We start from the raw sequence: 13,929 nt of genomic DNA, 5'->3' as shown, positions 1-13,929 counted from the left end.
AAGACAATAATATTTCTTAATCAAGGGAATTATGTTACAATATTCTAGGCAATATTATTTGCTTAGAAAAATATTGGGAGAAAACAATGAAAGCAAAACAAGTTTACGGTTTTCGAAAAAGTAAGGTTGTGAAGTCTCTATGCGGTGCTGTGTTGGGAGCCACAGCACTGGTGTCACTGACAGGCTATAGAGCAGCAGCCGAGGAAGTATCGGAAACAACATCGACAAGCGGTGTTGACACGGAGGTTGTCGGGACAGCAACAGGCAATCCAGCGACCAATCTGCCGGAAGCTCAAGGCCCAGCTAGCGACCAAGCCAGCCAGAGTCAGGACCAAGCCGGCCAGAACAATGGGGAGAAGCTGGTTGTAGAAGCCCCATCACCAGAATTGGAGCAGGTGGTTAAGGAAGCCTACCAAGCCGGTGTGAGGGTTCAAGAAGACGCCAACGTAGACGCAGGGACTGTTCAGACTTCAGATCAAGCCGATGCTAAGCAGGCAGAGATTGATGCGGATTATGCCCAGCAAGTAGAAGAAATTAAGACAACCGTCGACTCTTATAAGGAAGACATTGCTAAGCACAAGGCGGAAGTTGAGCGAATAGATGCAGAAAACAAGGCCGCTGTAGAGCAATATGATAAAGATTTGGCTGCTCATCAGGAAGAAGTTGAGCGGATTAATGCTGCTAATGCTGCTGCCAAGTCTGACTATGAAGCTAAATTGGCTCAGTATCAAAAAGATCTGGAAGCTATTCAAAATACGAATAAAAATAATGAAACCGCTTATCAGGCTGCACTTGCAGCCTACCAAGCTGAATTAGAACGGGTTCGGAAAGCCAACGGGGATGCCAAGGCAGCCTATGAGCAAGCTGTAAAGGACAATAACGCTAAGAATGCTGAGATTGCAGCCGAAAACGCCGCGATTAAGCAGCGCAATGCCGATGCCAAGGCTAAATATGAAGCGGCCTTGAAGCAATATGAAGCCGATTTGGCAGCAGCTCAGCAGGGCAATAAGGATAATGAAGCTGACTATCAAGCTAAGAAACTAGCTTACGAAACTGAATTAGCCCGCGTTCAGAAGGCGAATGCCGATGCCAAGGCAGCCTATGAGCAAGCTGTTAAGGACAACAACGCTAAAAATGCTGAGATTGCAGCCGAAAATGCCGCTATTAAACAGCGCAATGCTGATGCCAAAGCTAAATACGAAGCTGCCTTGAGGCAATATGAAACAGATCTAGCAGATGTCCAACAAAAGAACAAAGATAATGAAGCCGACTATCAAGCTAAAAAATTAGCCTACGAAACTGAATTGGCTCGCGTGCAAAAAGCTAACGCTGATGCTAAGGCCGCTTATGATCAAGCTGTTAAGGACAACCAAGCTAAGAATGCTGAGATTGCAGCGGAAAACGCTGCTATTAAACAGCGCAATGCTGACGCTAAGGCTGACTATGAAGCCAAATTAGCTAAATATGAAAAGGACTTAGCCAAATATCAAAAGGACTTGGCTGAGTATCCTATCAAAAAACGGGAATACGAAGAGGAACAAGAGCGAATTAAAAAAGCTCTGGAAGAACTTGAGAAGCATAAGAACGAAGATGGTAACTTGACAGAACCATCTGCCCAAAGCTTGGTCTATGACCTTGAACCAAATGCTCAATTGGCGTTGACAACCGAAGGTCAGTTTTTAAAAGCATCAGCTATGGATGATGCTTTTAGCAAGAGCACTTCAAAAGCTAAGTATGATCAGAAAGTACTTCAGATGGATGATTTGGACATCAGTAATTTACAACAAGCTGATGATGTCTCTTCTTCAATGGAGCTCTTTGGTAATATTGGCGATAAGTCAGATTGGACGACAACTGTAAGTAACACAGGTGAAGCTAAGTGGGCTTCTGTCCTTTTAGAACGCGGACAAAGTGCTACAGCTACTTATACAAATTTAGAAAACTCTTACTACAATGGTAAAAAGATTTCCAAGATTGTCTTTAAGTATACTGTTGATCCAGATTCAAAATTCCAGAATCCAGAAGGTAAGGTCTGGCTGGGGATCTTTACCGATCCAACTCTAGGGGTATTTGCGTCTGCTTTCACTGGAAATACAGAAAAAGATACATCTATCTTTATTAAAAATGAATTCACCTTCTACGATGAAGATGGCAATCCGATTGACTTTGATAATGCGCTTTTATCGGTAGCATCATTAAACCGTGAGCATAACTCTATCGAGATGGCTAAGGACTATACTGGTACCTTCGTTAAGATTGCCGGTTCATCTATCGGTGAGAAAAACGGTCAGATTTATGCTACGGACACGCTTAACTTTAAACAGGGTGAAGGTGGTGCCCGTTGGACTATGTATAAGAATAGTCAGCCAAACTCAGGTTGGGATTCATCCGATGCACCAAATTCTTGGTATGGTGCAGGGGCTATCAGGATGTCCGGCCCAAATAACAGCATTACCCTAGGTGCCACTTCGGCAACAAATGTTATGCCGCTTTCTGAAATGCCGATTGTTCCAGGTAAAGACAATGCGGAAGGTAAACGGCCAAATATTTGGTATTCTCTCAATGGTAGAATTCGTGCGGTAAATGTGCCTAAAGTGACCAAGGAAAATCCAGAACCACCAGTAGAACCTACCAAGCCAGAAGAACCTAAGTATGAAGTCGAAAAGGACTTAGAGCCAGCACCGGTAGAACCCAAGTACGATCCAGAGCCAACGCCGCCGACTCGTACGCCGGATCAGCCAGAACCTAATAAACCACAAGAGCCAAACTACGAGGTCGAAAAGCCATCAGAGCCAGCACCGGTGGAACCCAAGTACGATCCAGAGCCAACACCGCCAACTCGTACGCCGGATCAGCCGGAACCTAATAAACCACAGGAGCCTAACTACGAAGTAGAAAAGCCATCCGAACCGGCACCGGTAGAACCTAACTACGAGCCGGAGCCAACACCACCGACCCGTACACCGGATCAGCCAGAACCAAACAAACCGCAGGAACCTAACTATGAACCGGAGCCAACGCCTCCAACGCCACCGATTCTAAAACGCTTCCCTGGAGCACCCGCTGTTCCAACGGTTCGTTACCACTATGCAAGATACGCTATCCAGCCTCAGGTTAACAAGGGTATTACCAATAACATAGGAGTCGATATCGACAAGACCCTGGTCGCTAAGCAGTCAGTGGTCAAGTTCCAACTGAGAACGGCTGAGTTGCCGGCCAACCGTGAGGAAACCACCTCCTTCGTCTTGGTCGACCCTCTTCCAAGTGGCTATCAGTTCAATCTGGAAGCGACCAAGGTGGCCAGCCCAGACTTTGATGTTACCTATGATCAAGCGACGCATACGGTGACCTTTACGGCCACAGCTGAAACACTGGATCTGCTCAATCGGGACTTCACCAAGGGCATCACCGCCCCAGTCCCAACCATTGTCGGTCAGGTCATGAACGACGGGGCTGTCTACAAGAATAACTTCACCCTAACAGTGAATGACGCTTATGGGGTTAAATCCAATATCGTTCGGGTAACCACCCCAGGTAAACCAGAAGACCCAGATAATCCAGGGAACAACTATATCAAACCGCACAAGGTCAATAAAAATGAAAAGGGTATCGTCATTGATGGCAAGACCGTCCTAGCTGGAACCATCAATTACTATGAATTGACGTGGGATCTGGATCAATACAAGGGCGATAAGTCTTCCCCAGATACTATCCAAAAAGGCTTCTTCTATCTGGATGATTACCCAGAAGAAGCGCTGGATCTGAAGTCAGACCGCGTTAAAATCGTCGACGCTAATGGCAAAGCCGTTGAAGGGATCAGTATCACTGATTATGCCAGCCTTGAGGCGGCCCCAGAGGACGTTCGGACCATGCTCCAAAAGGCTAACATCACACCAAAAGGCGCCTTCCAGCTCTTCACAGCCGATAATCCGCAGGCCTTCTATGAAGCCTATGTGGTTAAAGGAATTAATCTGACTATTGTCACTCCAATGACCGTTAAAGCCGAGATGGGCAAGACTGGCGGTTCTTATGCGAACAAGGCCTACCAAATTGATTTTGGCAATGGCTATGAATCCAATATTGTGGTCAATAACGTGCCTAAGGTGGATCCTAAGAAGGACGTGACCCTGACCCTAGATCCCGCCGATACGTCTAATATCGACGGTCAGACCGTAGCGCTTAATCAAGTCTTCAACTACCGTTTGATCGGTGGGATCATCCCAGGCAACCGCTCAGATGAGCTGTTTGAGTACAACTTCTACGATGACTATGACCAGACAGGCGATCAGTACACCGGACAGTATAAGGTTTACGCCAAGTCTGACATCACCCTTAATGATGGGACTGTAATCGCAGCGGGAACGGATATGACTGGTTATACGACGGCAGACGTCAATGAAGCTGAGGGGCTCATTGTCATCAGATTCCAGGAAGCCTTCTTGCGTTCGGTTTCGCTGAACTCTAGTTTCCAAGCCGAAAGCTATATTCAGATGAAACGGATAGCTGTCGGCACCTTTGAGAACACCTATATCAATACGATTAACGGTGTGACCTACAGTTCCAATACGGTTAAGACGACAACGCCGGAGGATCCAGCTGATCCTACGCCGCCGGCACCAAATCGCGACCGGATGCCGCTAACGGTGACCTATCACTTTGAGGATGCGGCACCGCAGCCAGCAAAAGCCAGCCTTCTGCCGCAGACTGGCAGCAAGGACAGTGCTTATCTGCCACTCTTAGGCGTGAGTGCGATTCTGGCCGGTCTTGGTTTACTAGGCAGTCAACGCCGTAAAAAAGAAGAAAACTAAAAGAATTGGAAGAGCTTTTAGTAATAAACTCTGTTAGAAATCTTCTATATCTTAAGTAAAAACACAAGTAAGTCTTACTTTTGGCGTCTGCCATTTTGGACTTGCTTGTGTTTATTTTTTATGTTCTTAGATTTTATATGCGAGTACTAGAAGCTAGCAGATGACATACCTTATGAGCATTTGAAATCAAAAGCTCGTTATGCATAGCATAGGGCTTTAAAACTAATCACTGCTAGCCAGCACATTAAGGTTAAGAAGTACTTTTGAAGTGGCAGAGGTCTATCTTTACAGCACATCATTTTACAAGGTACATGTATAATCCACTATCAATATCTTATTTGTGGATCTTTGTAAAATTTTAGGATCTATTCTTGACAAAAGTTATCGCATTAGATATAATCAGTTTATCTGATAATCAGAAAGGGTGATTATTTTTGAAGGTTGAAGAATCGTGGGGATTTGCTATCAGTAAAATTGGCCAAGAGATGGATCGGTGTTTCAGTCGGCAATTAGAAGCAGTGGGATTGAAATATAGGGATTCCAGATATTACGGAGTCCTTCTGGCTGTTTATAATTATCCTCAGCTGACTCAGCTGAAAATTGGGGAGAAGCTCAGTATTGACCGCACAAGTATTGGGCAGCTGATTGACGAACTTGAGAGGAAAGGACTGGTTCATCGCGAAAAAAATCCTGAGGACAGAAGACAGAATGTCCTTACATTAACGTTAGAAGGAGAAGGGTTAGTCAAAAATATGTGGCCTAAACTCAAAGCCGCCGAACAACAAGTGATCAGAGACTTACCTGACAGTCAAAAAACTATTATCTTAGAAATCGCTGAACAAATAAAGGAGAATAACCATGACAAAACTGGAATTACTAGAAACCTACCTTAGCCTGTATATTAACCATTTTGACGTATTGAAGGCCATGGAAAGAGACGAGTCACCTTATGTGATCTTGGATGTCCGCAATGCACCAGCTGCTGTCAAAAAAGACCAGATTAAGGGCGCTTTGGCGATACCTGCTAAGGACTTAGCTAATGAGCTTGAGCAGTTAGACAAAGAGAAAATCTATGTTGTCTATGATTGGAACAGCGGAACAACCTTAGGCAAGCAAGCACTCTTCATACTGTTATCCGCTGGTTTTGAAGCCTACGAGCTCTCAGGAGCTCTTGAAGGATGGAAGGGTATGAATCTGCCAATTGAAGAAGTTCACTAATCTTTAAGGGCCAATCAGCAATCAGCCATGGAGAGATTGATGCCATCTTGTCTGCCAAATCAAGCACTGCGCTAATTGGTTAAAACAATAGACTTGTTCAGTAACCAAAACTAGTATGCCAAACTCATGAAAATCGTATACAAAAACAAAAAGCCCTAAAACTTTACTCAGAATATTTAAATAGTTAAGCTGAGTTGATTTGTGGCATTATCAATTATAAATGCCTTAGTTTTCGAACAAGTCTAATATAAAAAAAGAGTTTGCAGCAATTTGATATACTCCCCTCATAGTGAACAGTGAAAAAATTAAAAATTTCACTGTTCACTATGAGGGGAGTTTTCGGATCTTCAAACTTTTTTTCTTGATACTTAGACTAAACCTTTGTATAATATGTATACAAATAGTTGGTGTACATATTATTTTAAAAGGGGAACTGATGGAGTTACATGAATCGTTGGGCTTTTTGCTAAATTACAGCGCACGTTTGATAAAGAGAAGGCTTGATCAAGAGCTTAAGCAGTACCATCTGACAACGTCACAATGGGCAGTTTTAAAAATACTATCTGAACACAGTCATATATCACAAGCGGAATTGGCAGATTTGACTGGAACCGATCGTGCCAATTGCGGCGCTGTGCTTGATAAATTAATCGCTAAACAGTTTGTCGAAAAAACACTGTCGCCCCAAGATCGCAGAAGTTATGTTGTTTCAATAACACCGTCAGCACTTGAGTTGGTTGAAAACATTGTCGCCTTAGTTAATCAGACAAATAGACAGGCGCTGAAAGGATTCTCAAAAGACGAGCAACAGCAATTTGTTAATAGCCTAAACCTTGTCATAAAAAATTTGCTGAAAGCGAGGTAGAAGTATGATGTTAACAAAGCTAATAATGGGTTCTTTTGGTTCAATTGAAATAGTGGCTAATCTTATTTTTTTGCTAAGATTTTTTGAGAAAAGGGATTTTCAATATGCTCAAGTGTTTCACGGAGACCTGCCTAAATCCGCCAGTCAGAAGGCTTGGCTTTTAAAAATAACAGCTTCTTTTGTACTAGGACTGATAGCTTTGGCAGGGACTTTGCTTCTCCTAGTTCATTTGACATCTGTGGGATTAGTTTTATATTATTTATTTATTCGGTCTGGGGATGCTAGTCATGACCTTGGTGCAGACGCTGTATTATGGGAAGCAGTATCCGCCTGCAAAATTTGCTTTTATTTTAGGAATAGGCATTCTGGTGCTAGTCTTTTTCCACCCCTAAGCAGCTAATCTGCCTTTAAATAAGAAGTTTTACTCTCTTTTTAACCTTTATAAGCACCTGATATGTCTTTTTTGTACTAGGCAAGACGTTATTCACCCACTTGACTGTCTATTTTTTAAAAGAAGTAGGCTTATTAAAACAATTTAATAGCTGAATTCACAGATTAAGTCCTGAGGACCTTTTGAAAAAAACTGCATGAAATCATACAGAAGTTAGTCTCAGACTAGGTTCTGTTTTTTACTAAAAAGCTAGTACCATTGCTTTTCTCAGAACTAAGTGTTTTATAAATAAGTATACAAAAGCTCCTAGGTTTGAGATATCCTATAATCAATTTTCTGCCTTAGACTAATGTCTGGTTTTACAACTAGCTAGGACGTATTCTGGGAATTAACCATGTTAAAAATAATGCTAAATTAAAAGATTAAGCTACCATTTTCATTCATAACGTGTTATACTGAATAGGTTGCACAATTGCACACGATTATAGGCTTTATAAGGCAGCCTCGCACTGCCTTTTAGAAAGAAGAATACTATTGAAATTTACAGAATTAAACTTAGCAGAAAATATTCTGCAGGCTGTTGAAAAAGCAGGTTTCGTTGAACCCTCTCCTATTCAGGAGATGACTATTCCCTTGGCTCTTGAAGGCAAAGATGTTATCGGCCAAGCGCAGACAGGGACTGGTAAAACGGCAGCTTTCGGCCTGCCAACCTTAAATAAGATTGACACTGCTAATAATGTCATTCAAGCTTTAGTTATTGCGCCAACACGGGAATTGGCCGTTCAAAGTCAGGAAGAGCTCTTCCGTTTTGGCCGCGAAAAGGGTGTCAAGGTTCGCTCAGTTTACGGTGGGTCAAGCATTGAAAAGCAAATTAAGGCTCTGCGTTCAGGTGCCCATATCGTAGTTGGTACACCAGGGCGTCTGCTGGACTTGATCAAACGTCGAGCTCTTAAGCTCAATACAGTTGAGACCTTAATTCTTGACGAAGCCGATGAAATGCTTAATATGGGCTTTTTGGAAGATATTGAAGCCATCATCAGCCATGTGCCAAACGAACGCCAAACCCTGCTCTTCTCGGCTACCATGCCAGATGCGATTAAACGTATTGGTGTGAAGTTTATGAAAGATCCTGAGCATGTCAAAATTGCAGCTAAGGAACTAACCAGCGATATGGTTGAGCAGTTCTACGTTCGCGTTAAAGAGCGGGAAAAATTTGATACCATGACTCGTTTGATTGATGTCGAACAGCCTGAGCTATCTATTGTCTTTGGTCGGACTAAACGGCGGGTAGATGAATTGACTCGCGGTCTCAAACTGCGAGGCTACCGGGCAGAAGGTATCCATGGAGATTTGGATCAAAACAAGCGTTTGCGAGTCATCCGCGACTTTAAAAATGATAATCTAGATATTCTAGTAGCGACCGATGTAGCTGCACGTGGACTCGATATTTCAGGCGTGACCCATGTCTACAACTACGATATTCCGCAAGATCCCGAGAGCTATGTCCACCGCATCGGGCGAACTGGCCGTGCAGGTAAATCAGGTCAATCCATCACTTTTGTCTCACCTAATGAAATGGGTTACCTTTCTATCATTGAAAATCTAACCAAAAAGCGCATGAAGGGCCTTAAACCGGCAACTGCAGACGAAGCCTTTCAAGCTAAGAAACAGGTTGCTCTCAAGAAGATTGAGCGTGACTTTGCCGATGATAGCATCCGCTCTAACTTTGATAAATTTAAAGGAGATGCGGTCAAACTGGCTGCTGAATTTTCACCAGAAGAACTGGCCCTCTATATCCTGTCCTTAACGGTACAAGATCCAGAAACGATGCCAGAGGTAGAAATCAGCCGTGAAAGACCGCTGCCATTTAAACCCTCAGGGTCTAATCATGGCAAAGGCGGCCGCAGTAACAAGCGTCGTGGTAGCCGCGATCGCTACCGCCGTGACAACACTGGCAATAGCCGTCGTGAATTTAAACGCAAGTCTAATAAGAACTTTAAAGATTTTGATAAAAAGGACAACAAACGGCCGCATCGCACATCAAGTGAAAAGAAAAATGGCTTCGTTATCCGCAATAAGGGTGACCGCTAATAAGTAAAGAAGAGAGTGAGACAAACCGCGATGATTGTTGTGCAATCACCCACAAAGCATTGTAATCTCTGAAGATTACGTATAAAAATCGTAAATCGTGATAAAATCACGATTTTGATTTTCTTCGCTCTCTTATTTTAAGGCTCAGAGCTCTGCCACTCTCCTGTTTTTAGGTGGCAGGCTTTGGCAGTCTATTCCCAGACTGCCAAAGTCCGCTGGAGCATTTTGACACTTGTTTTGCAAGCTTTATTTCCCGATAAAAAAGCTCTACCAGAGCTTTTTAACCCACCTCCGCACAGCTCCAAAGGTCCGGGGGACCTTTGGAGGTTGGAGATAAGATGAACAAAGTTCATCACATTAGTACAGGTTGACCGCTACCCCTTGCTACGAAAGGGATAAGGACTGCCAATCAGCAGTGGTTCATTGGTACTAAAGCACCTAATGAACTGTGCAGGGGTAAGACTTCTTGGCATAGCCAACAAGTCTTACTCCCAACCACTGCGTCAATATAGTAAATCTAGAACAATGCTAAGGAGTCTGGACTTTTGTCCCAGACTCCTTTTTTCTTTCAAAAGATAACTAATTTTAAGAAAAATTAAATTTAACAAAGAATAAAGAAAAGGCTTTCATAATTATCTGCAAATGAATATAATGTAAGCGTAAGGAAGTTATAAACTCTCAAGGATAGATGCCTTAGTCAAAAAGAAGGAGGTGGTTCTCATGCCAAGTCGTCAAGATAGACACCATCCTAAAGAAAGGAAAAGTCTCTGGAAGTGGATTGCTGGTCTAGTAGGTCTTGTTCTAATAGCTTTGGCTGTTTCTATCTTTACTGGCCAAAAGGGAAGAAGTGATCAGACAGCTAAGGAAGTCAAAACTGCCCAATCATCTAGTCATCTTTCCAAGAAATCCGATAGTAAGAATCAGTCAGTTTCAAGTTCTACAGGTTCTGCTAGCAATGGAAAGACAGATACCCAATCTTCGGATCAGATTATTTCCGGTGACCTAGTCGGTACCTGGCAGGGTCAGACTCCTGTCAGCAATTATGCCGTTACTATGACCTTTCAGGAAAATGGCCAGATTGATGTGACGATTGACCAAACTGCTCTCAGTTTTACAGTTGGCAGTTTGAAAGAAATTTCACCTGGCCTATATCTCTACCAAGATATCAGTCCTGCGGATCAGGCTCACTACTTGTTACCGGGCGCTGAACTCGGTGGCACTGGTGGCCAAGTCAAGTTTGGCTATGGAGTATCTGTCAATGGTGATACCATTAAGCCTGTCTTCTGGCAGGTCCAACCAGATCAAGATTTCACAGCCGATAACATGTCCAAGGAAGCCGGCTACCATGGAGAATTCACCCTTAGTCGTAGCCAGTAAACGATATTCATGTATAAAGGCTCATTGTCAACTGTAGCGGGTGACTTATAGCTAAGTGCGAGAGGAGACAAATTTTGTCTTCTCTTTTTGTTTCTTTTGAATTTTTAGGAGACCAGCTAAAACGATCCTTTCCCAGATCGTTTTACTGTTGTTCAAAGAGAGGAAAATGCATTTTTTAAAGTTGTCAAAGTTCTGATACCCAAAAGCATTGCGCTTAATGTCTTTGATAAGTTTGTTGGTTGTTTCTAACTTAGCGTTAGAATAAGGCATTTCCATGGCATTGGTGATATTGTAGCCTTTGTAGCGTATAAAGATGCTCAAAGCAGTTTTATTTGCATAATTAATAAAAATTGTGCTGGAGCATAGGAGGTTTTTATAAGATTTGGAAATAAAAATATTTTTCCTGATAAAGTCCTTAAATTTTTACTTTATAACTAATATAGGCGATGGAATCCGAGGTAAAAGCGTCGTTAAAAACTGTATTGAAAAAGGGTTGCTTCAATCTCTCCTTAGCGTAGCAGACGGGGACTTTCTTTGCTTTTATCTGTGAAAGTCTTCATACATCTTTGAAATCACAGATTTTGGATCTACCGCCTATTTTAACGTTATTCGTGATGCCCTTTGCGCCACGGCATTTGGATGGTCGATTTTACTAAATTAATGGGAGAGGTAGCCATGATTGGTATTTGTTATCAAGTCTCTGCTGTACTGTATCTTGAGAATTGCGACACTTCGAACCTACGTTCGATCATACCGAAGGTTCGAAGTTAGTAATTGGCATAGCAAACCATTATAGTAGTTTGTGTAGTAGAGCAAGACAAGACCTAAGGTCTTAGCGATACTTTGTCAATTAAACACGCCTACGACTCTGTGGAAAAAGATAAAGTTGCTTCGAATCTTCGGTGATTCGTCGTCGTCCCCCCTATTTTGACTTTATCCACGGACGCCCTTTGTATCTTATATAAGGAGGAGAGCATAATGGATTATATGCTAGAAACGAAAAATTTAACCAAACAGTTTGGTAATCAGACAGCGGTTAATCAGCTGAACTTGAAAGTTGAACGGCAGTCGATTTATGGTCTGCTAGGTCCCAATGGTTCTGGCAAATCAACAACTTTAAAGATGGTTACAGGAATGCTGAGAAAGACATCTGGCCAGATTTTGATTGACGGACATGATTGGAGCCGCAAGGATTTAGAAAATATCGGGGCTCTGATTGAATCACCGCCGCTTTATGAAAACCTGACAGCGCGTGAAAATCTAAAGGTAAGAACTTTGATGTTAGGACTACCAGATAGTCGGATTGATGAAGTCTTAAAGATTGTTGACTTAACTAATACAGGTCAAAAAAAATCTGGTCAGTTTTCCGTGGGAATGAAACAGCGATTGGGTATTGCGATTGCTCTGCTTAACCATCCTAAGCTCTTGATTTTAGACGAGCCGACCAATGGACTTGATCCTATTGGTATTCAGGAACTGCGTGAGCTTATTCGTTCTTTTCCTGAACAAGGGATTACAGTTATTATTTCCAGTCATATCTTATCTGAAATTCAGATGACAGCAGATCATATCGGGATTATTGCCAATGGTGTGCTTGGCTATCAAGATAAGATTCATCACGGTGAAAATTTGGAAAAGCTCTTTACCGATGTTGTCATGAAGTATCGAGGAGGTGAGTGAGATGCTGGGAATGTTTCAGGCAGAAAGGTTAAAACTGAAGCGGACAATGGCAAAGAAGTTGTTGGTTTTTGCTCCTATATTAGTGATTATACACGGTTTTATGGTGCCTCAGTATTTGATTACGAATGCTTATAATTGGTGGTATGTCATGATTTCGCCAGGCCTGTTGACTTTATTTGCCGCTTTAGTAAATACTTATGAAGAAAAAAAATTACGTTATCGGGCTGTATTTCCTTTGCCAATTTCCTTAAGAAAATTTTGGACGTGTAAGATTATGACTTTGGCTTATTACTTGACTCTGAGCAGTTTCTTGCATTGTTTTGTTTTAATCTTGTTGAAATATTTTGTTTTTCCTAACGCTGGAGAAACTTATCCTATTGGCCAAATGCTCCTTGCTTCTATGGCTTTATTGCTCAGTGTGCTTTGGCAGCTCCCGTTTTGTTTATGGCTGGCAAAGAAATTAGGCTTAATTGTCACCTTGTTAGTCAATTTCACAGCTAATATTATCTTAGGAGTTGCTTTTTCGACAACTGCTTATTGGTTACTGTGTCCTTATGCTTGGGGGATACGATTGATGATCCCCATTATGAAAATATATCCTAATGGACTGAAAGCTGGTTCAGAAGCTGCGGCACCGCTATTAGCAACTAGCAACTGGTCTGTTATGCTCAGCTTAACTCTGGCGCTTGTCCTTTTTGCAGGGCTGATCTGGCTAACGGCTCTTTGGTTTGAAAAACAGGAGGTTAAGTAATGGTTAAATTGATTTGGGCAGAGTTTTTAAAATATAATCATACCTTTTTGCCTTGGATACATGTACTTTTACCAACTGGTATCGCTGTTTTAACGGCTGTCTTTGGTGTGGTGACACCTGCTTATTCTTGGGCAAATATTACGAGTGGTTATTTACAGATGCTGGGAATTGCTTTTCCGTTAGTCATTGCTGTTATTTGTAGCAAAGCCGTTGAATTAGAGGCGGAAGCTGGCCATTTTCAGACTGTCTTAGCAAGTAGTCAACGAAAAATCCTCTATTTTGTAAAGTTTGTCAGTCTTATCGTAATGGAACTTGTTGCTATCTGTTTAGCATTGGTCATCTTTGGCCTCTTATATCGCTCTAATGCAGATGTTCCTTATCTTGCTTTTTATGGTTATGTGGGTCTTTTTTTATTGACATCAACAGTTATCTTGTATTTGCTTCATTTGTTAATCGCTTTTTTATTTGGCAGTGGTGCAACGATTGGCTTAGGGATTTTTGAAGTCCTAGTTTCAGCCTTGCTTCTAACAGGCTTAGGTGATGGCATTTGGCAATTTGTTCCTTGTGCTTGGCCAGCACGGTTGATGGTGACTTGGTTTAATATGCTGCAATACCCAGATAAAAATCCTGTCTTTGCCCAGCAGCTTCTCCTATGGCTGGAAGTGGCCTTTCCAATGACCTTGCTTGGTTTATTTCTCAGTCTTCTTTGGTTTGACCGATGGCAAGGAAGAAATGATGGGGAGTAGGA

At 42.3% G+C, this 13,929-nt stretch carries 10 protein-coding genes and 1 pseudogene; 10 read left to right on the top strand and 1 reads right to left on the bottom strand.

The features are described 5' to 3' along the window. The first annotated feature begins 86 nt into the window (after nt 1-86). The 7 genes from ACFSN5_RS07275 to ACFSN5_RS07245 all read left to right on the top strand — a co-directional run bounded on the left by ACFSN5_RS07275 (nt 87) and on the right by ACFSN5_RS07245 (nt 10,750). Nucleotides 87-4,808: an antigen I/II family LPXTG-anchored adhesin gene (locus ACFSN5_RS07275; RefSeq protein WP_165329491.1), complete on the top strand. Its 4,722-nt coding sequence runs from the start codon at nt 87-89 to the stop codon at nt 4,806-4,808. A 485-nt stretch (nt 4,809-5,293) separates the two neighbouring features. After that, the gene (locus tag ACFSN5_RS07270; protein ID WP_398601180.1) at nt 5,294-5,701 is read left to right on the top strand and encodes a MarR family winged helix-turn-helix transcriptional regulator; all 408 of its coding nucleotides are present in this window, start codon (nt 5,294-5,296) and stop codon (nt 5,699-5,701) included. Then, nucleotides 5,667-6,026, top strand: coding sequence for a rhodanese-like domain-containing protein (locus ACFSN5_RS07265; RefSeq protein WP_165329489.1), 360 nt, complete (start codon nt 5,667-5,669; stop codon nt 6,024-6,026). Before ACFSN5_RS07270 ends, ACFSN5_RS07265 begins: the two co-directional genes overlap by 35 nt. A 436-nt stretch (nt 6,027-6,462) precedes the next feature. Next, the gene (locus ACFSN5_RS07260) at nt 6,463-6,891 is read left to right on the top strand and encodes a MarR family winged helix-turn-helix transcriptional regulator (protein WP_165329488.1); all 429 of its coding nucleotides are present in this window, start codon (nt 6,463-6,465) and stop codon (nt 6,889-6,891) included. Nucleotides 6,892-6,895: 4 nt separating this feature from the next. Then, complete coding sequence (locus ACFSN5_RS07255; RefSeq protein ID WP_241154268.1) at nt 6,896-7,291, top strand: hypothetical protein; 396 nt, start codon at nt 6,896-6,898, stop codon at nt 7,289-7,291. A 525-nt stretch (nt 7,292-7,816) separates the two neighbouring features. Further along, complete coding sequence (locus ACFSN5_RS07250) at nt 7,817-9,373, top strand: DEAD/DEAH box helicase (protein WP_165329487.1); 1,557 nt, start codon at nt 7,817-7,819, stop codon at nt 9,371-9,373. Between the two features lie 1,125 nt (nt 9,374-10,498). Continuing rightward, nucleotides 10,499-10,750 carry a hypothetical protein gene (locus ACFSN5_RS07245; RefSeq protein WP_165210543.1) on the top strand — a complete coding sequence of 84 codons (252 nt, stop codon included), beginning with the start codon at nt 10,499-10,501 and terminating at the stop codon, nt 10,748-10,750. Between the two features lie 51 nt (nt 10,751-10,801). On the opposite strand, the pseudogene ACFSN5_RS07240 reads toward ACFSN5_RS07245, so the two are convergent. Then, nucleotides 10,802-11,095, bottom strand: a pseudogene (locus ACFSN5_RS07240) (transposase); the annotation flags it as partial. A 633-nt stretch (nt 11,096-11,728) separates the two neighbouring features. On the opposite strand from ACFSN5_RS07240, the gene ACFSN5_RS07235 reads away from it, so the two are divergent. From ACFSN5_RS07235 to ACFSN5_RS07225, 3 genes are read left to right on the top strand one after another with little or no spacing between them, the layout of a single operon-like run. After that, nucleotides 11,729-12,430, top strand: coding sequence for a lantibiotic protection ABC transporter ATP-binding protein (locus ACFSN5_RS07235; protein ID WP_165329127.1), 702 nt, complete (start codon nt 11,729-11,731; stop codon nt 12,428-12,430). A gap of 1 nt (nt 12,431) precedes the next feature. Further along, a complete protein-coding gene (locus ACFSN5_RS07230) occupies nt 12,432-13,181 on the top strand; it encodes a lantibiotic immunity ABC transporter MutE/EpiE family permease subunit (protein WP_165329126.1) in 750 nt (249 codons plus the stop codon). Beyond that, a complete protein-coding gene (locus ACFSN5_RS07225) occupies nt 13,181-13,927 on the top strand; it encodes a lantibiotic immunity ABC transporter MutG family permease subunit (protein WP_165329125.1) in 747 nt (248 codons plus the stop codon). Before ACFSN5_RS07230 ends, ACFSN5_RS07225 begins: the two co-directional genes overlap by 1 nt. Nucleotides 13,928-13,929: the final 2 nt, after the last annotated feature.

Origin of the sequence: Streptococcus tangpeifui (assembly GCF_044503215.1) — a bacterium.
GTDB classification, from domain to species: domain Bacteria; phylum Bacillota; class Bacilli; order Lactobacillales; family Streptococcaceae; genus Streptococcus; species Streptococcus tangpeifui.
Note: the sequence above shows the minus strand (reverse complement) of the source record. Positions and strands in the feature narration are given on the sequence as shown.